21 protein-coding genes are annotated in these 21,940 nt (G+C 55.5%); 5 read left to right on the top strand and 16 right to left on the bottom strand.

What is annotated here, in order from left to right; genetic code table 11:
* Positions 1–88: 88 nt before the first annotated feature.
* The 4 genes from H2508_RS13715 to H2508_RS13700 form a co-directional block, all read right to left on the bottom strand.
* On the bottom strand, positions 89–1,093 hold the full coding sequence (locus tag H2508_RS13715) for a haloalkane dehalogenase (RefSeq protein WP_182174950.1): 1,005 nt from the start codon (positions 1,091–1,093) through the stop codon (positions 89–91).
* The gene (locus tag H2508_RS13710) at positions 1,090–2,631 is read right to left on the bottom strand and encodes an amidase (RefSeq protein ID WP_182174947.1); all 1,542 of its coding nucleotides are present in this window, start codon (positions 2,629–2,631) and stop codon (positions 1,090–1,092) included. Before H2508_RS13710 ends, H2508_RS13715 begins: the two co-directional genes overlap by 4 nt.
* A 157-nt stretch (positions 2,632–2,788) precedes the next feature.
* Positions 2,789–3,589, bottom strand: coding sequence for a glucose 1-dehydrogenase (locus H2508_RS13705; RefSeq protein WP_182174944.1), 801 nt, complete (start codon positions 3,587–3,589; stop codon positions 2,789–2,791).
* A 24-nt stretch (positions 3,590–3,613) separates the two neighbouring features.
* The gene (locus H2508_RS13700; RefSeq protein ID WP_182174941.1) at positions 3,614–5,044 is read right to left on the bottom strand and encodes an amidohydrolase; all 1,431 of its coding nucleotides are present in this window, start codon (positions 5,042–5,044) and stop codon (positions 3,614–3,616) included.
* Between the two features lie 133 nt (positions 5,045–5,177).
* On the opposite strand from H2508_RS13700, the gene hemH reads away from it, so the two are divergent.
* Complete coding sequence (hemH, locus tag H2508_RS13695; RefSeq protein WP_182174938.1) at positions 5,178–6,260, top strand: ferrochelatase; 1,083 nt, start codon at positions 5,178–5,180, stop codon at positions 6,258–6,260.
* Between the two features lie 6 nt (positions 6,261–6,266).
* On the opposite strand, the gene H2508_RS13690 is transcribed toward hemH, so the two are convergent.
* From H2508_RS13690 to rplU, 6 genes are all read right to left on the bottom strand, one after another.
* Positions 6,267–6,716 carry a methyltransferase family protein gene (locus H2508_RS13690; protein ID WP_182174935.1) on the bottom strand — a complete coding sequence of 150 codons (450 nt, stop codon included), beginning with the start codon at positions 6,714–6,716 and terminating at the stop codon, positions 6,267–6,269.
* Positions 6,701–7,612 carry a ZIP family metal transporter gene (locus tag H2508_RS13685; RefSeq protein ID WP_182174932.1) on the bottom strand — a complete coding sequence of 304 codons (912 nt, stop codon included), beginning with the start codon at positions 7,610–7,612 and terminating at the stop codon, positions 6,701–6,703. The genes H2508_RS13690 and H2508_RS13685 overlap by 16 nt, the downstream gene beginning before the upstream one ends.
* A 78-nt stretch (positions 7,613–7,690) precedes the next feature.
* Positions 7,691–8,821 carry a glutamate 5-kinase gene (proB, locus tag H2508_RS13680; protein WP_182174929.1) on the bottom strand — a complete coding sequence of 377 codons (1,131 nt, stop codon included), beginning with the start codon at positions 8,819–8,821 and terminating at the stop codon, positions 7,691–7,693.
* Positions 8,821–10,032 (bottom strand): Obg family GTPase CgtA, encoded by a 1,212-nt coding sequence (gene cgtA / locus H2508_RS13675; protein ID WP_182174926.1) that lies wholly within the window; start codon positions 10,030–10,032, stop codon positions 8,821–8,823. The genes proB and cgtA overlap by 1 nt, the downstream gene beginning before the upstream one ends.
* A 140-nt stretch (positions 10,033–10,172) precedes the next feature.
* Entirely contained in the window at positions 10,173–10,430 is a 258-nt protein-coding gene (rpmA, locus tag H2508_RS13670; RefSeq protein WP_182174923.1) for a 50S ribosomal protein L27, read from the bottom strand.
* A gap of 15 nt (positions 10,431–10,445) precedes the next feature.
* A complete protein-coding gene (gene rplU / locus H2508_RS13665; RefSeq protein ID WP_182174919.1) occupies positions 10,446–10,754 on the bottom strand; it encodes a 50S ribosomal protein L21 in 309 nt (102 codons plus the stop codon).
* A gap of 281 nt (positions 10,755–11,035) precedes the next feature.
* On the opposite strand from rplU, the gene H2508_RS13660 reads away from it, so the two are divergent.
* Both H2508_RS13660 and pgi read left to right on the top strand, forming a co-directional pair.
* Positions 11,036–11,998 carry a polyprenyl synthetase family protein gene (locus H2508_RS13660; protein WP_182174916.1) on the top strand — a complete coding sequence of 321 codons (963 nt, stop codon included), beginning with the start codon at positions 11,036–11,038 and terminating at the stop codon, positions 11,996–11,998.
* A 39-nt stretch (positions 11,999–12,037) separates the two neighbouring features.
* A complete protein-coding gene (gene pgi / locus H2508_RS13655; RefSeq protein WP_220463793.1) occupies positions 12,038–13,687 on the top strand; it encodes a glucose-6-phosphate isomerase in 1,650 nt (549 codons plus the stop codon).
* Positions 13,688–13,697: 10 nt separating this feature from the next.
* On the opposite strand, the gene H2508_RS13650 is transcribed toward pgi, so the two are convergent.
* The 3 genes from H2508_RS13650 to H2508_RS13640 are packed head-to-tail and all read right to left on the bottom strand — an operon-like array spanning position 13,698 to position 17,316.
* Entirely contained in the window at positions 13,698–15,047 is a 1,350-nt protein-coding gene (locus H2508_RS13650; RefSeq protein WP_182174913.1) for a phosphohexomutase domain-containing protein, read from the bottom strand.
* 11 nt (positions 15,048–15,058) lie between these two features.
* The gene (gene galU / locus H2508_RS13645; protein ID WP_182174910.1) at positions 15,059–15,886 is read right to left on the bottom strand and encodes a UTP--glucose-1-phosphate uridylyltransferase GalU; all 828 of its coding nucleotides are present in this window, start codon (positions 15,884–15,886) and stop codon (positions 15,059–15,061) included.
* Positions 15,883–17,316: a mannose-1-phosphate guanylyltransferase/mannose-6-phosphate isomerase gene (locus H2508_RS13640; RefSeq protein ID WP_182174907.1), complete on the bottom strand. Its 1,434-nt coding sequence runs from the start codon at positions 17,314–17,316 to the stop codon at positions 15,883–15,885. The genes galU and H2508_RS13640 overlap by 4 nt, the downstream gene beginning before the upstream one ends.
* Before the next feature lie 282 nt (positions 17,317–17,598).
* On the opposite strand from H2508_RS13640, the gene fabA reads away from it, so the two are divergent.
* Together fabA and fabB are read left to right on the top strand one after the other, a co-directional pair.
* A complete protein-coding gene (gene fabA, locus H2508_RS13635; protein ID WP_182174903.1) occupies positions 17,599–18,114 on the top strand; it encodes a 3-hydroxyacyl-[acyl-carrier-protein] dehydratase FabA in 516 nt (171 codons plus the stop codon).
* A gap of 3 nt (positions 18,115–18,117) precedes the next feature.
* The gene (gene fabB, locus H2508_RS13630) at positions 18,118–19,341 is read left to right on the top strand and encodes a beta-ketoacyl-ACP synthase I (RefSeq protein WP_182174900.1); all 1,224 of its coding nucleotides are present in this window, start codon (positions 18,118–18,120) and stop codon (positions 19,339–19,341) included.
* On the opposite strand, the gene H2508_RS13625 is transcribed toward fabB, so the two are convergent.
* From H2508_RS13625 to H2508_RS13615, 3 genes are read right to left on the bottom strand one after another with little or no spacing between them, the layout of a single operon-like run.
* Positions 19,326–20,534: a molybdopterin molybdotransferase MoeA gene (locus H2508_RS13625; protein ID WP_328799380.1), complete on the bottom strand. Its 1,209-nt coding sequence runs from the start codon at positions 20,532–20,534 to the stop codon at positions 19,326–19,328. The genes fabB and H2508_RS13625 overlap by 16 nt on opposite strands.
* Entirely contained in the window at positions 20,531–21,058 is a 528-nt protein-coding gene (moaB, locus tag H2508_RS13620) for a molybdenum cofactor biosynthesis protein B (protein WP_182174897.1), read from the bottom strand. Before moaB ends, H2508_RS13625 begins: the two co-directional genes overlap by 4 nt.
* A 2-nt stretch (positions 21,059–21,060) precedes the next feature.
* Complete coding sequence (locus H2508_RS13615) at positions 21,061–21,933, bottom strand: sugar nucleotide-binding protein (RefSeq protein WP_182174873.1); 873 nt, start codon at positions 21,931–21,933, stop codon at positions 21,061–21,063.
* Between the last annotated feature and the right edge of the window lie 7 nt (positions 21,934–21,940).

The following is a 21,940-nucleotide window of genomic DNA, read 5'->3' as shown; positions in this document are numbered from 1 at the left end:
CAAATTCCGCATAGTGGCTCCTTGTTATTAGTATAAGGCAGCCAGAAACATTACAAGGGGGGCCCTCAGCTGTCTAGTGTTAGCACTGTCAACTCGGAGGATTAAAAGGCCGCAGCCAAGCGAGGATTTGCTCTGCAGCCTCGGTGCCACAATCCTCCTGCCAAAAATGCCCGGCCCCTTGCAGCTGTCCATGTGGCTGGCTTTTGGCGCCGGGCACGCGCTCGCGAAATAGCGCCTCCCAGCCGGCGGTGGTCGGATCGCTGTCGCTAAACAGAGTCAGAAAAGGCCGCTCAAAGTTCTCCAGCGCCGCCCATGTTGCGCGGTTAATTTCCGCGCCCGGATCGCTAGCAGTCAGCGGTATCAGCAGCGGAAATTGACGCATCCCCACCTTGTGCCACTCACTGGGAAAGGGCGCGTTATAGGCGGCAATGACAGACTCGGGCAAGTGACTCACAGTAGCATGCTGCAGCGATTCACCGGCAACAAAGTGCGACTCGCGCAAACCAGCACGCGCCCAATCCAGTAACAAGCGGTTAACCGTAGAGTCTTGTTCGCCGCTGGCATGAACCGCCCAAGTGGTGCGTCCGGCTAACTCGGGGCCGGCGGTATGCAACATGGTATTGGCGACAACCACAGCAGCAAAGCGCTCGGGCTCCTGTGCCAGCACCCCCAGACTCACTGGACCACCCCAGTCCTGACAGACCAGAGTGATGCGCTGTAAATCAAGGCCCAGCACTAACTCACGCAACCACTGAATGTGTGCGCTAAAACTATAATCCCAGGACCGAGTGGGCTTGTCAGAGCGACCAAAGCCAATTAAATCCGGCGCCACTACGCGATAGCCCGCGGCAGTGAACAGCGGCACTAATTTGCGATATAAATAACTCCAGCTCGGCTCTCCATGCAGCAGCAAAAGCACCGGCGCCTCACGCGGCCCTTCATCAATGTAATGCATGCGCAAAGTTTGCCGCCCGCCCGCCAAGCTGACCTGCTGGTAGTGCGGGGCAAATGGAAAGTCGGCTAAGTTTGCAAAACACTCCTCAGCCGTTCTGAGTACTGCCGGCACATCCGGCCCACGCGTGACTACCGTCATACGATGCTCGGGGGCAGACGATTAAACCAAGGCTGCGCCTGTTCCAATTGACCGGCCAATTGATACAGCAAGGCCTCTTCGCCGTAGCGCCCGGCAAACATCACGCCGACCGGCAAACCATCTGGAGTCCAGTGCAAAGGCAGCGACATCGCTGGCTGCCCGGTGGCGTTATACAGCGAAGTAAAGGCGGAGAAGCTGATGGCCTCGCGCTCGTAATCTGGGTAGGGTTGGTTGAGGCTCAGTTTACCCAGCTTAACGGGCGGTGTGGCCATGGTTGGCGATAGCAGCACATCGTAGTCTTGTTGCAGCAGCGCAATACTGCGGGCCACTCGAGCCACTGTCATGCGGCCGCGATGCAAATCCACTGCGAGATTATTGCGCCCGCGCTGATACATAAACCAGTTGATCGGCTCTAAATCATTTTCTGTCACACTGCGACCGAGCTCCCTCTCTCGCTGCTGAACGCGATTGACCGTACCCGCCGCTGAAATCGCGCCATAGCCCTCAAAGAACTCCTGTGGATCAACTGGCAAGCTGATCTCCTCCACCGAATGACCGAGGCTTTCGCATAGCCGCGCAGTGTTAGCTGTGGCTTTACGACACTCGGGGTCAACCGGGCTGTGGGTCACTGGCACCGTGATCAGGCCAATTCTCAACTTAGGGGGCGGGGTCTGCGAAGCCGATAGAAAACTGCTCTGTGACGCTGGTGCAATCACCGTTTGCCCCGGCTCTGGGCCGCTAGTGGCATCGAGCAGTGCCGCGCAGTCCCGTACGCTGCGGGTGACCGCGTGAGCCACAGAAAAATCCGAATCTAAGACCATAGGGCCTTGAGGTGTGCGACCACGGCTTGGCTTCATGCCAAAGAGGCCGCAGCAAGAGGCCGGAATGCGGATCGAGCCGCCGCCATCTGTGGCATTAGCCAAAGGCAAAATACCCGCGGCCACCGCCGCCGCAGACCCACCCGATGAACCGCCTGGGGTATACGATAAACGCCAAGGGTTGGGGGTATCGCCAAAAAGTATCGACTCTGTGGTTGGCGTAGCGCCAAACTCAGGGCTGGCAGATTTGCCAAAAATCACTAGGCCAGCTTGCTGATAGCGCTGCACAAGTGTGCTGGTGTAGCTCGCCTTAGCACCGGCGTAGAAGCGCGAACCGTTATTGGTCACAGTGCCTTCTAACATCATGCCCAAATCCTTGAGCACAAAGGGGACTCCCGCAAATGGGCCCTCAGGCAGGCCCGCGGCAATATGTTGGCGGGCATGGTCGTAGAGCTTTTCTACCACACAGTTTAGTGTCGGGTTGAGCGCCTCTGTCTGGGCAATGGCCAGCTCTAGCAACTCCAGTGCAGAGACCTCACCTTTGCGCACCAGGCTGGCCAAGCCCAAGCCATCGTACTGGCGATACTCGGCGGCGCTGAGCCCGCTACTGTCGGCGCTGACGTTTAGGGATAGGGGCAGTGCGGCAGCCGCAGCCAGTGAGGCACCGTTACGCAGGACTTCCCGGCGCGAAAGATGATTGGGGTCGTTATTGCTGCTCATAGCTACACTCCAAAATTAATTGCTTTAGCTATTGAAGCGGGACTAGGCGAAGCTAGCAAGGTATAGAGCGGATCATTGCGCCAGCTTATTGAACCAAGGGTGATAAAGGCCCCAGTAGCACTGGGGCCAGATGCTAGTTAGGCAGATGGGAGCAGGATCAGTGCTCGCCACCCCAAGCCCGGGGCATTTTCATATTCAAACGCTCCAAACCGCCGTTGAGCCCAAGAATATCGCCGCTGACATAAGATGCCGCCGGGGAACAAAGATAGAGTGCGCCCATGGCAACATCTTCCACCTCACCCAACCTTGCCAAAGGTGTCAGTTCTACCATGGTTTTCTCAATTTCATCATTGAGTACTGCCTGCAGAGCATCAGTACGAGTTGAGCCCACCGCTATAGCATTGACCCGTACCTTAGGTGCGTACTCTTGCGCTAGTACTCGAGTCAGGTAACTCAGCGCGGCCTTGGCCGTACCGTAAGCGGCAAAACAGGGCGCAGGTTTTTCACCAGCCACCGAAGAGATATTCAGCACCACACCGCCACCGGCGGTTTCCACCATCAGCGGCACGCAGCTTCGGGTGAGCTCATAGGCGGTACTGACATTAAAGCGAAAGACATACTCAAACTCTTCCACGCTGATCTCAGCGGTGGGACGAGGCGGCCCGCCACCGGCATTATTGACCAGAATGTCTAGGCGGCCGAAGTGCTTTATGACCTGCGGTGCCAGAGCGCGCAACTGATCATAGTCGAGCACATCGGCCTCAATAACCAAGGCCTCGCTACCCAACTTCGCCACCTCGGCAGCAACCTGTTCTAGATCGGTTCGAGTGCGGGCAGCAATCGCTACTTTGGCGCCAGCTTCGGCAAAGGTGCGTGCTATACCAGCACCAATACCCTTGCCTCCGCCGGTAATTAAAGCGACCTTACCATCCAATTTAAATTGTTCACTGAGGCTCATGCCCTCTCCTTATTAAAGGTTATATTAACGGCGATAATCGAGTGGTGGCTCGCGATCACCAAGTAATGCTTGATAGTGGAAATCTTTACCACGGCGCTGCTCAAACTCCTCTTTAGCGGCCTGCAGTAGCGCTGGCTGCTGATACAAATCAGCGGCGGTCAAGGCCATGGTTTTGGCCGCCACCATCATACCCTTATGACCGATGGAAGTGCCGCCTGCCGCAATCGCCTGCCAACTGTGCGGCGCCGTCCCCGGCACCCAAGTGGCTGCACGCATCTCAACGGTGGGCACCTGCCAACTCACATCCCCTACATCGGTCGAACCCATACCCTGTTCTAGGCGCATCGGCTCAATCTGCTGCTCTTGACCTTTAAGTACTTGGCTCTGATCAAGGCTACTACTGATCTGCTGTGCATAGGCTTGTTCTTTGGCGTTGTAGTGCACACCGCCAACCTGCTCGAGGCGCCGATGCATCGCAGTGGCTAGTGTTTTATTTGGCAACATGCTGTGATTGCCATGAATCACCTCAGCTTCCATGGTGGTCCCTGTCCCCTGGGCTGCGCCTTCAGCGGCGGCCATCACGCGCTGCCATATTAGCTCTAGTTGAGCTGCTTGGGGATGGCGCACGTAGTAAAACACTTCGGCAAAGTCTGGCACCACATTGGGCGCCGATCCGCCACTGCTTATCACATAGTGAATCCGTGACTCCTGTGGGATGTGTTCGCGCATCATGTTGACCATGTAATTCATCGCCTCAACACCATCTAAAGCCGAGCGCCCGCGCTCTGGCGCTACAGCTGCGTGAGAAGATATGCCATGAAAGCGGAATTTAGCGGACTTATTAGCCAAGCTTGTTGCCGGGTTGACGGCATTGGCATCGGAAGGATGCCAGACCAGCACCGCATCAACGTCGGCAAACAGTCCGGCGCGCACTAGATACACTTTACCGCTGCCGCCCTCTTCTGCCGGTGTCCCATAGAGGCGCACCGTACCGGGCAAGTCCTGCTCCTGCAGCCAGTTTTTGATGGCAATTGCCGCCGCCGTAGAGCCGGCACCGAAAAGATGGTGACCACAAGCGTGCCCAGAGCTCTTGTCGGCCAGCTCTTCGCGCACGGCAGCAGCAGACTGAGAAATACCCGGCAGCGCGTCAAACTCCGCTAGCAAAGCAATGACCGGAGCGCCTGAGCCATAACTGGCCACAAATGCTGTGGGAATATCGGCCACAGCGCTGTCAATGCTAAAACCTTCGGCTTTGAGTGTGTCTTGCAGTAGAGCTGAACTCTCTGTTTCAAGGTAGCCCAGCTCCGCTTTATCCCAAATAGACTGGGCTAGCTGCGCGTATTGCGCAGCGCGCTGATCGAGCTCTTTGAGCATCGACTCAGGTGCAGCAGCACTGACTGTCAGCGCGCTACTAGTGACAATAAAAGCAAACAGGAAGCGTGTTATTGTTAGCATTAAAAGGCCTATTGCTATGGGTTTTGGCCTCACTTTAGCAAGTGTGGCGCTAACTCGTCCATCGCCATAGCCGCTCAATAAAGTGCCTATCTGCTTGGCATTACTAGACTACAACCGTATATTGGCGCGCACTATGAAATACATTGGCACAGACAACTTTAAGCACAGCGATAAGCCCCGAATTGGCGTACTGCTGACCAACCTCGGCACCCCTGATGCTGCTGAAAAGAGGGCGCTGCGGCGCTATCTAAAGCAGTTTCTATCGGACCCCAGGGTGGTCGAAATACCGCGCTTGGTATGGTGGTTTATATTGCACGGGGTCATTCTTAACATACGCCCAGCGCGCTCAGCCCAGTCCTATGCCAGCATTTGGACCGAAGAGGGCTCACCACTACTGCTAAACACCAAAGCCCAAGCAGAGGCCCTACAGGCAGCGCTCAGCGCGCGCTGCGGGGAACGCGTCGTGGTCGACTTCGCTATGCGCTATGGCAATCCATCAATTGCCCAAAAGCTGCAGTCTCTCTGGAACCGCGGCGCAAGACAATTATTGGTCCTGCCCCTGTACCCACAATACAGTTGCTCCACTACCGCCTCGACCTTCGATGCCCTGAGCCAGGACTTCCGCCGCCGGCGCTGGCTGCCAGAGCTGCACTTTATCAGCCAGTACCACGACCACCCCGCCTATATTGCGGCAGTGGCCAACAGCATTCGTGAACACTGGCAACAGCATGAGCGCGCCGACAAGCTGATTTTTTCATTCCACGGCGAACCCCAGGCCTACCTCGACCGAGGCGACCCCTACCACTGCCAGTGTTTAAAAACTTCGCGCTTAGTTGCCGAAGCGCTGGGCTTAGAAGAGCATGAATATATGACTGCCTTTCAGTCCCGCTTTGGGCGCGCCGCTTGGTTGCAGCCCTATTTGGATGCAAGCCTCAAAGCCATGCCAGAACAGGGCATTAAATCGGTGCAGATAGTGTGCCCGGGCTTTTCCTCAGATTGCTTGGAAACACTGGAAGAAATCGCGGTTGAAAATAAAGGCTATTTCCTTGGCGCCGGCGGTGAGCGTTTTGAATATATCCCCTGCCTCAATGCCCAAGCAGGACACATTGATGCCCTAGAGCAAATCGTGATGGAGCACTTGGCCACTTGGCTGGCCCAGGCAGAAAGTGATGGTCGAACTCAGGATCGGGCGCTCAAGCTAGGCGCCGAGCAGTAACAGCGCTTACAGCCAGCGCCGTACATTCTGGCAGTAGTCGAGGTATTGCTGGCCAAATAAATCACGCAGCATAGCCTCTTCCGGTCGGATGTAGCGCCACTCAATAACCAGCATAAAGAGCGGCGGTATCAGCAGCGCTGTGCTGGCGCCTACAGTCACCGCAGCGCTAAGAAGGACTAAGGCCATACCTAAGTACATCGGGTTGCGTGTCCAAGAGTAAACACCTTCAGTCACTAATGCAGTGACGTTTTTAAAGGGAATCATATCGGTACCGGCACGCTTAAATAGGCCACCTGCCAGGACCAGCAAAGCGAGACCAAAGAGTAAAATGGCGCCCCCAATAAGCTGACTAGCAAGTCCAGTAAAGCGCGGGCCTGGCAAGAATTCATTCAGCGCAAAAACCGATACCAGAGCGATCACCAGCCACAGCGGCGGATAAATTACTCGCTTAACCATACAGTGTGCTCCTCTTGGCCGTGTGCGACATGAGCGCTCGCCGGCTCCAGACTACCAATACTATAGGCCAACACAATGCCTGCCAGAAAAGCGAAGGTGAGCTTGCCGCGGTCATGGCTATGAAAATGCACCTCAGGCAAGAGGTCACTCAAGGCGATACAGATAAACGCCCCGGCCGAGAAAGCCAGCGCCACAGCCACCCCATAGTGTCGCGCAGGGCCCAAAAGATCTACGCCAAAATAAAATAGCATGGCGCCCAAGGGGCACATAAGGGCAAAGGCAACATTAGCCAAGGTGCGGGCTGAACGGCTCCAGCCACCGGCCTCCATGACGGTGATTATGGAAATGGCATCGAGGGGCTTGTGCAACAAAATGGCTAAGAACACCCCCACCCCGAGCAAGCCGGCAATGCCAGTACCAGTGGTGGCCTCACCCTGTAATACAGCGCCTAAGGCCACGCCATCAATTAGGGTATGCAGAGCCAAACCCAGCGCAATGCCGACCCAGCTCAAACCATTCACTCTGGTCTTGGGCCCATCATGGCCATGGTCATGGTCATGCTTGTGAGCATGGCCCTGCCCATGAGCGTGCTCATCATGGCTGAAATCGTGCTGGTGAAAATGAAACATGCGCAATAACAGCAGCATGACGATCAAACCGGTCATTAGCCACCACACCGATATATCCACGGCCTGATCGCTTTCCTGCAGCGCTATGCTGTGCGGCAGTAAATGAAAGAAGGCTACGCCCAGCATTAAGCCCGACACAAAGCTCATAATCAGTTGGGTGCGAATATGCGTCATCCGCACCCACGAAGGGAGCAGCCCGCCCAATAATGAAAATAGAGCGATGGCGATGCAATAAATGCTGAGAAGAAGCGTGGGTGACGCTGTCATGAACCTTCCGATGGGGGTAGAAAGCGGGCGATTATTCCATACTCAGGCCCGCTTGTAATGCTTAGAAATACCGAGTCGCTACAGAATCACTAAGTTGTCTCGATGGATCAACTCTGCGTCGCCCTGATAACCGAGAATATCCTCAATGGCAGAGGAGGGTTGCCCCTGCAGCTGACGCGCTTCCACCGCACTGTAATTAATCAGTCCCCGAGCGACTTCCCGGCCCTGACTATCGCGACAGGCTACCATATCGCCCCGCTGAAAATTACCCTGCACTGCACGGACACCCACTGGTAGCAGACTGCGGCCTGATTCGCGCAACACTCGCACGGCACCGTCGTCGAGTTCGACACTACCTGGGACCCGTAGCATACCCGCCAGCCACTGCTTGCGCGCATTCTGCGGCTGCTTACCGGTGCGCAGCCAAGTGCCTATATTATCACCTCGGGCAACCTTGGCGATGATGTCAGCCTCACGACCCAGGGCAATCACCGTCTCGGTGCCAGAGCGCGCCGCTAATCGCGCGGCGCGCAGCTTAGTGACCATGCCACCGCGACCCAATACCCCGCCATCACCTGCCATGTCATCCAATTCTGGCGCATGGACATCGCATTGCTGTACCAACTTGGCATCTGGATGACTGCGCGGGTCGGCATCAAACAGCCCCTGCTGATCGGTCAATAGCAACAAAGCGTCGGCATCAATGAGGTTAGCCACCAAGGCCGCTAGGGTATCGTTATCGCCAAAGCGGATCTCATCGGTGACCACGGTATCGTTTTCATTGACGATTGGCATCACCCCCAAACGCATCAAGGTCGTCAAGGTGCCCCGCGCATTGAGGTAGCGATCCCGAGCCAGGACATCGTCATGACCCAGTAAAATTTGAGCGGTGGCGATATCGTAATCTTTAAAAGCGTTTTCATAGCTCTGCACCAGCACCGACTGTCCAACTGCTGCCGCGGCCTGTAAATCATGCAGAGCGGTCGGGCGACCACGCCAACCTAAGCGCACTAAGCCGGCGGCGACAGCACCACTGGACACCAAGACCACTTCGCAGCCTTTGCTGCGCAAATCCGCCAGCTGCGCCACCAAAGCGGCAATGATCTTTTGATCGAGGCCGCGCCCGTCATCGGTTAATAAGGCGCTGCCAACTTTTACTACCCAGCGCTTGGCAGCTGCTATCTCGCTGCGCTCAATACCGGCCTGCATCACGGCACATATTCCACTTCGACATCATAGTCGTCGTCATCGTAATCATCGTCATCTCGCTGCTGCGCAGCGGCGCGTGCGTCCTGGGCAGCTTGGCGATAATTAGCACGCAAGGCCTCAATCCGCTGCCGCGCTTCTTGCTGCATACGCGACTGTTCTTCCTGTTCTTGTTCAGCTAGCTCGGGATCGGCTGCCTCGCGCTCGCGCTGCTCCTCCAAGAACAGCATCATGTCCTGACACAAGCGCTCTGTGCCAGTGGCACTGATAGCGGCGGTCTCGTAAACCGGGCCATCCCAATTCAATGCTTCGAGCAATTCGGCGCGGCGCTCGGCCAAGAGCTCGGCATCGAGCAAGTCAGTTTTATTTAACACCAACCAGCGGGGCCGCTGGGCCAAGGTGGGACTAAAGCGCTCCAGCTCTCGCACGATGGACAGGGCGGCATCGGCTGGCGACACATCATCCCAAGGCGCCATATCCACGATGTGCAACAAGATACGGTTGCGGGTCAGATGCTTGAGGAAGCGAATTCCCAGGCCGGCACCCTCCGAGGCACCTTCAATCAAACCGGGAATATCTGCCACCACAAAAGAGCGGTGAGCATCCACTTTTACTACACCGAGGTTGGGCACTAGGGTAGTAAAAGGGTAATTCGCAACTTTAGGTGTAGCCGCTGATACGGCGCGAATAAAGGTCGACTTACCTGCGTTAGGCAAACCGAGCAGACCAACATCTGCTAAGACCTTGAGCTCAAGTTTCAAGGAGCGATACTCGCCCTCACTGCCTGGCGAAGTCTGTCGCGGTGCACGGTTAGTACTGGATTTAAAACGCGTATTACCCAGGCCGTGAAAACCACCTTGAGCCACTTTTAAGCGCTCCCCATGGGCCGACAAATCACCCAGCACTTCGCCACTGTCTTCATCGATAATGGTGGTGCCAACCGGCACCTTCAGCACTAAATCTTCACCGCTTTTACCGGTGCAGTTTCGACCGCGACCGGCCTCGCCGCTTTCAGCGCGGAAAGAGCGCTGATAACGGTAGTCAATCATGGTGTTTAGGGAGTCGTCAGCTTCCATGTATACGCTGCCGCCATCACCCCCATCGCCGCCGTCAGGGCCACCTTTTTCGATGTATTTCTCGCGCCGGAAGCTCAGGCAGCCATTGCCGCCTTTACCCGCGAATACTTTAATTGTTGCTTCATCTACAAACTTCATTGCACTAGGTCTCAGTCGAGCCGTGTTAGTTGCACTTTATACCATTTCAGTCAAATGCTGCGATGTGGTGCTGGTACAACAGGCAAAAAAAAGCCCCGTCATCTGACGAGGCCTTTCCTGCAGTTCTCGCGAACCGATGTTTAGGCGCTCACCACCTGAACATACTTGCGGCTTTTTGGGCCCTTCACTACGAACTCAACTTTACCTTCTGCAGTTGCGAACAAAGTGTGGTCCTTACCGATGCGAACGTTGTCACCTGCGTGGAAACGTGTGCCACGCTGACGCACGATGATGTTGCCTGCCAGAACTGATTCGCCACCAAAGCGCTTAACACCTAGGCGCTTACTCTGCGAATCGCGTCCATTACGCGTACTACCACCAGCTTTCTTGTGTGCCATTGTCGATAATCTCCCTTACGCCGTGATGCCAGTAATTTTCACTTCGGTGTACCACTGACGGTGGCCAGTTTCCTTCCGAGAGTGCTTACGACGGTTGAATTTGACGATTTTCACCTTTTTGTGACGACCGTGGTTAACCACTTCTGCAGTAACCTTAGCGCCATCAACAAGCGGAGCACCGATTTTAACAGCGTCACCGCCGATCATCAGTACTTTGTCGAACTCCACGGTTTCGCCAGTGGCAACTTCGATCTTTTCCAGCTTGAGGGTTTCGCCCTCGCTCACACGGTGCTGCTTGCCACCGCTTTCAATAATTGCGTACATACATACTCCGTTTAATTAGCCTGCTCGCAGTTCAAAAAAAAACCCTTATAAATCAAAGGGGGCAGAGCTAGGCACAAACAGTTAAAAATACCTGCTGCAGACCGTGGAAGGACCAAGCAGATGCAGAGGGCGGCGATTCTACTGAAAACACGGCCCTCTAGCAAGGGATATTTGGCTTTCTAAGTAGAACTGGTGGCAAAAGCTCTGCTTAGCCGAGCCCCCTTCTTGACAGCCCCCTGAGGGCACCCTAGCATGCCGTTTTTCCTTAGCACCCACTACTTATGCAGCAAATCCGCGCCAGCGTTGCCGAAGAGTTCGAAGCGGTCAACCAACTCATTATCGAACAACTTCATTCCGACGTGTCCATGGTTGAAAACATCGGCCACTATATTGTCGATGCTGGTGGTAAACGCCTGCGACCCTTGCTGTCGCTACTGTGTGGCGCGGCTCTGGGCAAATGCAGTGAGCGGCATGTAACTTTCGCTGCCATAATCGAGTTTATCCACACCGCCACCTTACTCCACGACGATGTGGTAGATATTTCCAGCTTGCGACGCGGACGGCCCACAGCTAACGCCGAGTTTGGCAATGCGCCCAGTGTGCTAGTAGGTGACTTTCTCTACACCCGCGCGTTCCAATTGATGGTGCAATTGGACAATATGGCCATATTGCGGCACATGGCCGACACCACCAACACCATTGCCGAAGGCGAGGTATTACAACTAGCCCGCGCCGGCAATCCGGACACTAGCGAAGCGGACTACCTAGAAGTCATCACCCGCAAAACTGCCGTTTTGTTTGCCGCAGCCTGCTATGGCGCAGCCGTACTCAGTGGCTGCAGCCCGGCCGAACAAGACAGCATGGCAGAGTTTGGCCTCAAGCTAGGCATCGCCTTTCAGATGATTGACGACGTGCTCGATTACGAAGGCAACCCTGAGGCCATGGGCAAGAATGTAGGCGATGATCTCACTGAAGGTAAAACCACCTTGCCTCTTATCCACGTGATGCAGCAGGGCAGCGATGCTGAGCGCGAACTGGTGCGCCAGGCGATCATCAACAAATCCAGCGAATCGCTCAATGAGATTGTTGCAGCAGTCAATCGCTGCGGCGGTACCACCTACACCCGGCAACAGGCTCAGCATTATCACGATGCCGCACTGGCCGCGATTGCCCACCTGCCGCCAAGCCCTGCCAAAGAAGCTTTGCTCGCTGTCACTGCGCTCTCTATAAAGCGGGATCACTAGGCAGTATACTTAGGCGCTTTATTTACACTGAGCAGCCGCATGATCCCCTCGACATTACTGACTGATTTACCCGCCTATGCTGAATTGCGAGCGCTGGCGGACAGCTTAAAGTCGGCCAGTATTCAAGAATTTTTCAGCCAACAGCCTAATCGCGTTGAACAGTTCACTCTTGAAGCCGCGGGCCTACGATTAGATTTCTCCAAGCATTTATTGAGCGCTGCTGCCCACAGTAAGCTTATCGAACTAGCCCAGCAGGCTGGGCTAGCAGCGCGAGCCACTGCGCTATTACAGGGTGAGGCGCTTAACAATACCGAGCAGCGCCCAGCACTGCACAGCCTGTTACGTGCCAAACAGGCACCGCTGTCCGCCTTGCGCGACAAACTTGAGCAAGTTCATAGCACGCAGCAGCGCATGCGCGATTGGTGTGAGCGGCTCAACCAAGGTCAGCATCAAGGGTTTTCCGGCGCTGTTATTACTGATGTGGTCAACATTGGCATTGGCGGCTCAGACCTCGGACCGCGCTTAGTGAGCGACGCTTTACGTTTCTATCACGGCGACATTGCCTGCCACTATGTCGCCAATGTTGATCCAGCAGATTTACAAAGCACGCTGCTAGAGCTCAGCCCAGAGTCGACTCTTTTTATTATCTGCTCCAAGTCTTTTCGCACCGAAGAAACCCTCATCAACGCCCAAGTGGCGCGCCAATGGGTGTTAAATGCGGGAGCCAGCGAAGCCGATCTAGACAAGCACTTTCTGGCGATTACCAGCAATTTGGAGGCCGCTGCGGATTTTGGCATTCCTGATCAACACTGTCTGCCACTGTGGGACTGGGTTGGCGGCCGCTACTCTGTGTGGTCTGCGGTTGGCTTGAGTTGCGCCATCGCCATCGGCTGGGACAACTTTACTGCCTTCTTAGCAGGCGCAGAGCGCATGGACGAGCATTTCCAACAGGCCCCCGTAGCGCAAAACATGCCGATGCTGCTGAGCTTATTAGAAATCTGGTACTGCAATTTCTTTGCTGCCGAAAACCACAGCGTGCTGCCCTATGACCAAGGCCTGCAGCGATTGCCGAGTTTCCTACAGCAGTTGACCATGGAAAGTAATGGCAAACAGGTCGCCCAAGACGGCCGCAGCCTGCCCTACCACACAGCGCCGATACTGTGGGGCTCGGCTGGTTCCATGGGCCAGCACAGTTTTCATCAACTGCTGCACCAAGGCACTCGCTTATGCCCCGTAGACTTTATTCTGCCCTTAACTACCCACACCGGCATGACTGAGCAGCATCGTTTTCTAGTAGCCAACGGGCTCGCCCAGAGCCGCACGCTACTATTGGGTCGTTCAGCAGAGGAAGCCAAGGCGGCCTTGTTAAAGCGAGGCCTCAGCGATAGCGAAGCCGAAGAGCTGGCGCCCCACTTGGCGATGCCCGGCAACCGCCCCAACACGGTGATTAGCTTTGAGGCTGTCACACCGGAGACTTTGGGCGCATTACTAGCGCTCTATGAACACCGCACTTTCTGCAGTGGTCAACTCTGGGGCATCAACTCCTTTGATCAGTGGGGCGTAGAGCTGGGCAAAGATATCGGCATGGACATACTGTCACGCCTTGAGGGTGAACAAAAAGCCGCGCCCTTAGACCCGGCTACAGAGCAGTTAATGCTGCGCTGGCGCGAGGCCCAAAGGCTGGATTAGACGAGCCAGGTCAAGCGTCAATAATTGCTAGCAGCTCCGCGGTTTTACGCTCCATTAAGGCGCGATCAGCACGGCTCTCCACGTTCAGGCGCACCACTGGCTCGGTGTTAGACAGGCGCAGATTAAAGCGCCAGTCATCAAAGGACAGGCTCAAACCATCGACTTTTTCAAGCAGCAGCGCGCTGGCGCTGTACTGCTTTTCTATCCTAGCTAGTACCGCCGCTGGGTCCGCAATGCTGCGATTGATTTCGCCGCTGCAGGGGTAAGCAGCCACACGCTCTTCCACCATCTCTGACAAGGTTTTGCCGCGACTGGCAATCAAGCCGGTCACCAAGAGCCAAGGAATCATACCGCTATCACAGTAGGCAAAATCGCGGAAATAGTGGTGGGCACTCATCTCGCCACCATAAGCAGCATTTTCTAAGCGCATACGCTCTTTAATGAATGCGTGCCCGGTTTTGCTTTGAATAGCTCGACCGCCATACTGCTCGACAATAGCCTCTGTATTCCAGGTCAAACGCGGGTCGTGCACGATACCAGCACCCGGTTCCTGCTGCAGAAAAGCCTGTGCTAGTAGCCCCACCAAGTAGTAACCCTCAACAAAGTCGCCGCGCTCATCAAAAAAGAAACAGCGGTCAAAGTCGCCATCCCAGGCAATACCCAAATCAGCGCCATGCTCCTTCACGGCTGCAATCGTCACCGCTCGGTTTTCTTCCAACAGCGGATTAGGGACGCCATTGGGAAAGTTACCGTCCGGCTGATGCTGCAGCTTAATAAACTCAAAAGGCAAGTGAGGCTCAAGCAAGTCCACAATACGTCCGGCGCCGCCGTTGCCGGCATTGACCACAATCTGCAGTGGCTTCAAAGCCGCAACATCCACATAGCTCAGCAAGTGCTGTATATACGCCTCATCGGTGTTGAGCTGATGGCGCTGCCCGGGGCGACTGGCCGGCTTGAAGTCATTTTTCTGGGCCAAATCGCGAATATCAAACAAGCCGGTATCGCCAGAAATTGGCTTGGATTGCTCCCGCACAAACTTCATGCCGTTGTAATCTTTGGGGTTGTGGCTGGCAGTGACGACGATGCCGCCATCCATGTCGGCATGGGAGGTGGCAAAATAAATTTCCTCGGTACCACTCTGGCCGATATCGTAGACATCGACGCCCTGCTCTAACAGACCTTGAGTGAGCGCCTCTTTGATAGCCTCGCTACTGAGGCGAATATCCTGCCCCACCACGACTTTTTTCGGCTTGACCACCTCGGCATAGGCGCGACCAATACGCAGCGCAATATCTTCGTTCAATTGATCCGGGATGCGGCCCCGAACATCGTAGGCCTTAAAACAGCTAAGCTCATCCACCTGTTAGTTCCTCAATTCTTGGTATAAACATTTTCATAGACATAATTTGTGGCCTCGACAAAGCCGGGCACGCTGCCGCAATCAAAGCGCCGGCCCTTAAACTTATAGGCCATCACGCAGCCTCTGCGGGCTTGTGTTTGCAGCGCATCGGTCAGCTGCACTTCACCGTTGGCACCGGGCGGCGTGTCACGCAAAATGTCAAAAATATCAGGGGTAAGAATATAGCGGCCAATAATCGCCAAATTAGAAGGCGCGTCCTCGGCAGCTGGTTTTTCCACCATTTCATCGACCCGATAAACTCCCTCTTTGAGGCTGGTGCCAGCAATGACGCCGTATTTATGTACTTCATCCATCGGCACTTCTTGAATGGCGACGATGGAACAGCGGAACTGGCGGTATAGTTCGGCCATCTGGCTTAATACTCCAGGACCATCATTAAGACAAAGGTCATCGGACAGCACCACGCCAAAGGCCTCGTTGCCGATTAGCGCCTCACCAGTCAAAATGGCATGGCCTAGGCCTCGCATTTCGCGCTGACGGACCATGGTAAAAACACCCTTGTCCAATACATTGCGGATGCTCTCCAGGTAGATTTCTTTACCCGTTCCCGAAATTTGGTGCTCCAGCTCAAAACTGATATCAAAGTGATCAGCAATAGCCCGCTTACCGCGGCCAGTGACCATGGCGCAGGTAGTCATCCCCGCATCAATGGCCTCTTCAACCCCGTACTGCACCAAAGGCTTATTTACCACTGGCAGCATTTCCTTGGGCATACTTTTAGTTGCTGGTAGGAAGCGGGTGCCATAACCCGCCACTGGAAATAGACATTTACTGATCATTCTTGCTGGTCCTTTTCATCGGCCTGTTGGCGGCCATACACATCTTCAAAACGTACGATATCGTCTTCACCTAAATAGGCCCCTGACTGCACCTCTATCAACTCCAGCGGAATGCGCCCGGGGTTGGCCAAGCGGTGTTTGTGCCCCAAAGGAATGTAAGTGGACTCATCTTCTGCGAGCATAAATACTCGATCTTCACAGGTCACCTCCGCGGTACCGCTAACCACCACCCAGTGCTCCGCACGGTGGTGGTGCATTTGCAAAGACAGCTTTTCACCGGGGTTTACCACTATGCGCTTAACCTGAAAGCGCTCTGCCACAACTAGGGACTCGTATGAACCCCAGGGACGGTATACTCGGGCGTGTAACTGCGCTTCACTGCGGCCCTGCTCATTGAGCGCATTGACCAAGCGCTTCACATCTTGCACTTGATTGCGATCGGCTACTAATACCGCATCAGCGGTCTCTACCACGACCAAATCAGACACGCCGGTGGCAGCCACTAGGCGCGACTCACTGCGAAAATAACTATTGCGGCAATTGTCTAAGAGCACATCACCTGAACTGGCATTACCACTGGCATCGCGCTGCGCCACTTCCCACAGAGCCGACCAAGCACCAATATCCGACCAGCCACAATCTAAAGACACTACCGCCCCGAGGTCGGTTTTCTCCATCACCGCATAGTCGATGCTGTCAGAGGGACAGGCACTGAAAGCTGCCACTTCGGGCCGGACAAAATCCAGATCACGGCTGGCGCCGGCCATGGCGGCTTCACAGGCTTCAAGCATCGCTGGCGCATGCTGGCGCAACTGCTCTAAATAGGTCGCTGCGCGCATCAAAAACATGCCGCTATTCCACAAATAATCACCGGCATCAAGGTAGGACTGCGCGGTCTCTGCATCAGGCTTTTCCACAAAGCGCTTCAGATCAAACACCGCCTCAGCCTCACGGGCACCACACTGAATATAACCATAACCAGTTTCAGGCTGGGTGGGCACCACACCAAAAGTCATCAGGCGCCCCGATTCGGCCAGCGGCAGCGCCTTGGCCACCGCTGCGGTAAAAGCTTCAACATCCTGAATCAAGTGATCGGCAGGCAGCACTAACATCAGCGCCTGTGCATCTTGCTTTAGCAATTGCAGCGCCGCTAAAGCGACCGCTGGAGCGGTATTGCGCCCAGCCGGCTCGAGGATCAAAGCAGCAGGCTCGATATTTATCTGGCGCAGCTGCTCGGCGACCATAAAGCGGTGGTCATCATTGCACACCACGACGGGGTCAGCGGCATCCAAGCCAGCGGTGCGCGCCAAGGTGTCCTGCAACATAGAAAAGTCGCCGGCCAGCGGCAACAACTGTTTGGGGTGTAGCTCACGGGATACTGGCCACAGGCGACTGCCGACGCCGCCAGATAAGAGGACGGGAACTAACATGAAGATCCTTTTTTAACGGTCTGACAGTCGTCTCGGAGCGTCACGATCGCAATTGCACGAAGGCCGAGCAAACTGCCACAGGGGACAAGGCCACTACTATACCCACTGAGAATCACGCGGCAAGAGCCAGTTTCAGATCACGTGATAAGGCACGACGGGCTGGACTTGTTCGCTCCAGCCATTAGAATTAGCACCAACAATACAAATACGCCGCTGTCCCGGCGGTCATCTTGCCCCAAGTGGGGCGCCCATCGTCCATATCAGGGCACAACTGGATACCCTATGACTGTACAAAGCGCTTTCGCCAAAGAAGAACTGGTCGCCTGTGGCCATGGAGAGCTATTCGGTCCCGGTAACGCACAGTTACCAACCGACAACATGCTGATGCTTGATCGCATCACGCACATTAGCTCAGAGGGAGGAAAATACGGTAAAGGCGAAATCGTTGCCGAACTCGATATCCACCCCGACCTCTGGTTCTTCAACTGCCACTTCCCCGGCGATCCGGTTATGCCTGGCTGCCTGGGCCTCGATGCAATGTGGCAGCTGGTTGGCTTTTTCCTCGGCTGGCGCGGCAACCCCGGCCGCGGTCGCGCACTCGGCTCTGGTGAAGTTAAATTCACTGGCCAAATTTTACCCACAGCAAAAAAAGTGGTCTATAAAATAGACATAAAGCGGGTCATTGAACGTCGCCTGATTATGGGCATCGCCGATGGCGTTCTATCTGTCGATGGCCGCGAAATTTACACTGCCAACGACCTGCGCGTTGGCCTGTTCAGTTCCACGGAGTCCTTCTAGCGTATGACAAGACGAGTTGTAGTCACCGGCCTTGGTATCGTGTCCTGCTTGGGCAATGATGCGAAATCAGTAACCGAATCCCTGTATGAAGGCCGCTCCGGCATCAGCCTCCAGCAGGAACAAATCGACATGGGTATGCGATCCCACATAGCGGGGGCGCCGAACATCAATGTTGCTGAGCATATCGACCGCAAGCAGTTGCGCTTTATGGGTGACGCTGCGGCCTATGCCTACATTGCCATGCAGCAAGCTATTGCAGACTCAGGCTTAAGCGAAGACCAGGTGTCCAATGTTCGCACCGGTATTATCGCCGGCTCTGGGGGCGCCTCCTCGGCCAGCCAAACCGAAGCCGCAGACATCCTGCGCGAGCGCGGCCTGCGCCGGGTTGGTCCCTACCGCGTGACCCAGACTATGGGCAGTACGGTATCGGCTTGTTTGGCTACGCCCTTCAAGATTAAAGGCGTTAACTACTCGATCTCTTCTGCCTGCTCCACCAGTGCTCACTGCATTGGTAACGCCATGGAGCAAATTCAGCTTAATAAGCAAGACATCGTGTTTGCCGGTGGTGGTGAAGAGCTGCACTGGACCCTCAGCAGTCTGTTCGATGCCATGGGCGCACTGTCGACCAAATACAATGACAGCCCCGAGCGCGCCTCCAGAGCCTACGACGCTAATCGCGATGGCTTTGTGATCGCCGGCGGTGGCGGCATGTTAGTACTCGAAGAGTTAGAACACGCCAAAGCCCGCGGTGCCAAGATTTATGCTGAGCTAGTAGGCTACGGCGCCACCTCTGACGGTCACGACATGGTAGCCCCCTCAGGCGAAGGTGCTATGCGCTGCATGCAGCAAGCTCTGGCAACAGTGACTGGCCCAGTGGATTACATCAACGCTCACGGCACCAGCACTCCAGCTGGGGATATCCAAGAGCTCAAAGCAGTCCGCATGGCCTATGAAGGTCGCGACCACATTCCAGTGGTTGGCTCCACGAAGTCTCTGTCTGGTCACTCACTGGGCGCGGCCGGGGTACAAGAGGCAATCTACTCGCTGCTCATGCAGCAGGCGGGCTTTATCGCGGCTTCGGCTAACATTGAGACACTGGATCCAGAAGCACAGGATCTGCCGATTGCGGTATCGCGTCAGGATAATGTCGAGCTACAGCGGGTGATGTCTAATAGCTTTGGCTTTGGTGGCACCAACGCCTCGCTGGTTTTTCAGAAGCTAAACTGATCCAGTAGCAACAAATCCAGGGGATCCCCTTCCTGCACCAAGGTGTAGGGGGGGATCACCGCCAAAGCATCGCTGTAGCACACAGAGGCCAGCACACCAGAGCTCTGATTGGCATAGCGCTGAACCAGCCACTTGCCCCCCTCTTCACGCAAACTCACCCTCAGGTACTCTTGGCGCTTAGCGGGCCGTTGAGTGCTGAAGTCCGCCACCGCGCGCAACACCCGTGGCATCACCGAACTGGCACCCTGTGCCCGCAGCAAAAAGGGCCGAGCCAAAATACAGAAAGTTACAAAGCTAGAAGTCGGGTTACCAGGTAGTCCAATAAAGGCGGCGTCCTTTACTCGCCCGAAGGCTAGCGGCTTGCCTGGTTTGATTGCCAAGCGCCACAGTTGCAACTCACCCAAACGCTCCACTACCGCTTTCACGTGGTCCTCCTCCCCCACTGAGACACCACCAGAGCTGATAATACAATCCGCTTTGCTGGCAAGCTGCTCAAAAGCGGCCTTTGTGGCAGCGGCATCATCGGGCAAAATACCACCATCAATACAGTCCACACCGAGCTGCTGCAGGAGAGCGGCCAGCATATAGCGATTGGAGTTATAGAGTTGCCCAGAGGGTAGTGGCTCACCTTTAGCTGGCTCAACCAGCTCATCGCCAGTGGATAGCAGGGCCACCCGCAGTCGGCGATGCACCGGCACTTGGGCCAGACCGATCGATGCCAGCATGCCAAGGTCCTGAGGCCTGAGCCGCGTTCCGGCTGACAACACACGATCGCCAGCCGCGAGATCCTGCCCCCGGGGTCGAATATTAGCGCCGATTTGCAGCTCGCCTTCTATCTGCAGCATGCCGGCTACTTCGCTGCAATTTTCTTGAATGACTACGGTATCGGCACCTTCGGGAATAGGCGCTCCAGTAAAGATTCTTGCGGCAGAGCCCGGCGCCAAAGATTGCGCAGGAGCACCCGCGGCAATGCGCTGACGCACCGGCAGCGCCTGCAGCGCATCTGCCGCACGCAGGGCATAGCCATCCATGGCGCTATTATCTTCGCTAGGCACATCTATGGCGGAGTAAATATCTTCGGCCAGGATACGGCCACTGGCCTCTAGCAAGCTACAGTGTTCGAGCGCGGGCGCCGTAGGCGCTTGTTGTAGCATCGCCGCCAGGGCCTCAGCTACTGGCAGTAATTCACTCACGAGAGTTGCGCTCGGGTATTGAGCACTCCGACAAAATTGCAGGGTTTATGACTGGCGTCAAGCTGCTCGCGAATCAAGCCATTCCAAGCTGTGCGACAGGCACCAGTAGAGCCCGGCATGCAAAATATCACGGTATTATTCGCTAGGCCGGCCAGTGCCCGCGACTGAATAGTAGAAGCGCCTATTTCCTCATAAGACAAGGCGCGAAATACTTCACCAAAACCATCAATCGATTTATCAAAGAGTGGCGCCACTGCCTCTGGGGTGGAATCGCGACCGGAAAAGCCGGTTCCGCCAGTGACCAAAATTGCCTCAATTGCCTCATCGGCAATCCAAGCCGATAGTACAGCGCGAATTTGGTAGACATCATCCTTGACGATGACTCTCTCTAGCGCCCGATGCCCGGCCTCTTGCAGCGCATCCACTAGAAACTGCCCAGAACTATCTTGCTCCAGAGTCCGCGTATCCGAAACGGTGAGCACCGCCAGACCCAGCGATGCAGCCTCAGTGGATGGTGTCGACATGTTCAACTCTCCGAGTGTTGCAGCGAATCAAAATACAGCTTAAGGGCATCAGCGACAAAGCTGCGCCAGCTCAACTGCTTAATGGCAAAGGTGTTGCGCAAACGACTACAGTCCAAGCGGCGACTGATGCTCTGTTCGCCAGGCTCTTCACAGAGGGTCACCGCCTCAGGATCAAACTCGGCAAAGCTAGAAGCCGCGGTCAGTAAAACCTGAGTAAACTCATAGCAGTTAGTGGTGTCTGGACTGCAGTAGTGGTAGTTACCCCAAGTTTCAGCCCCTGCGCTTAACTGATCCAAGACACCGGCAATAATACGTGCAGCATCGCTTGCAGCAACTGGGCAGCCGCGCTGACTGCTATCCAAGCTCAGCTTGCCACCGCTATGCAACTGAGCCATCAAATTAGTGAAGAGATTGCGGCCGCGGTGTGAAAACACCGGCCCCAAACGCAGGATCACATGGCGATCACAGGTGGCCCGAACTCGCTGCTCGGACTGCTGCAGCATGCTGCCCAATGTACCCTCGTTATCGGGCAAGTCGTCCTCAGCGTAAGGGCGCTCTTGCTGCCCAGCAAAAACCCGAGAGCTCGATAACAGAAAATAAGCCACGCCGTTGCGCTGACAAGCTTTGGCAAGCCAGTGGCAGCGATCAATGTCAGGCTCAAATAATGGTTCGCCACTGTCTACTGCGCCTTGAATGCGAGCATCTATCAGCAGATCTGGCTGGCAGCGGCGAATCACTTTTTTAGCGTGCCGCTCACTCTTCCAGCGGCTCGCAGCAAAAGTAACACACTCGTAGTCATGACGGCCCCAGCGGCTGAGGTGCTGCTCCAGCGCCACGCCTAGGGTAGTGTCAGAGCCTATTAGTAATACACGCACCTGAGGG

Source organism: Sediminihaliea albiluteola (assembly GCF_014077625.1).
Lineage (GTDB): Bacteria > Pseudomonadota > Gammaproteobacteria > Pseudomonadales > Halieaceae > Sediminihaliea > Sediminihaliea albiluteola.
This window is presented reverse-complemented; position numbering and strand designations above follow the sequence as displayed.

Coding starts and splice junctions, on each gene's coding strand:
- H2508_RS13705 (WP_182174944.1), bottom strand. CDS start 3,589: ATGAGCCTCAGTGAACAATTTAAATTGGATGGTAAGGTCGCTTTAATT.
- rplU (WP_182174919.1), bottom strand. CDS start 10,754: ATGTACGCAATTATTGAAAGCGGTGGCAAGCAGCACCGTGTGAGCGAG.
- cgtA (WP_182174926.1), bottom strand. CDS start 10,032: ATGAAGTTTGTAGATGAAGCAACAATTAAAGTATTCGCGGGTAAAGGC.
- H2508_RS13690 (WP_182174935.1), bottom strand. CDS start 6,716: ATGGTTAAGCGAGTAATTTATCCGCCGCTGTGGCTGGTGATCGCTCTG.
- H2508_RS13715 (WP_182174950.1), bottom strand. CDS start 1,093: ATGACGGTAGTCACGCGTGGGCCGGATGTGCCGGCAGTACTCAGAACG.
- H2508_RS13685 (WP_182174932.1), bottom strand. CDS start 7,612: ATGACAGCGTCACCCACGCTTCTTCTCAGCATTTATTGCATCGCCATC.
- fabB (WP_182174900.1), top strand. CDS start 18,118: ATGACAAGACGAGTTGTAGTCACCGGCCTTGGTATCGTGTCCTGCTTG.
- H2508_RS13640 (WP_182174907.1), bottom strand. CDS start 17,316: ATGTTAGTTCCCGTCCTCTTATCTGGCGGCGTCGGCAGTCGCCTGTGG.
- moaB (WP_182174897.1), bottom strand. CDS start 21,058: ATGTCGACACCATCCACTGAGGCTGCATCGCTGGGTCTGGCGGTGCTC.
- proB (WP_182174929.1), bottom strand. CDS start 8,821: ATGCAGGCCGGTATTGAGCGCAGCGAGATAGCAGCTGCCAAGCGCTGG.
- rpmA (WP_182174923.1), bottom strand. CDS start 10,430: ATGGCACACAAGAAAGCTGGTGGTAGTACGCGTAATGGACGCGATTCG.
- H2508_RS13700 (WP_182174941.1), bottom strand. CDS start 5,044: ATGCTAACAATAACACGCTTCCTGTTTGCTTTTATTGTCACTAGTAGC.
- galU (WP_182174910.1), bottom strand. CDS start 15,886: ATGATCAGTAAATGTCTATTTCCAGTGGCGGGTTATGGCACCCGCTTC.
- pgi (WP_220463793.1), top strand. CDS start 12,038: ATGATCCCCTCGACATTACTGACTGATTTACCCGCCTATGCTGAATTG.
- H2508_RS13710 (WP_182174947.1), bottom strand. CDS start 2,631: ATGAGCAGCAATAACGACCCCAATCATCTTTCGCGCCGGGAAGTCCTG.
- fabA (WP_182174903.1), top strand. CDS start 17,599: ATGACTGTACAAAGCGCTTTCGCCAAAGAAGAACTGGTCGCCTGTGGC.
- hemH (WP_182174938.1), top strand. CDS start 5,178: ATGAAATACATTGGCACAGACAACTTTAAGCACAGCGATAAGCCCCGA.
- H2508_RS13660 (WP_182174916.1), top strand. CDS start 11,036: ATGCAGCAAATCCGCGCCAGCGTTGCCGAAGAGTTCGAAGCGGTCAAC.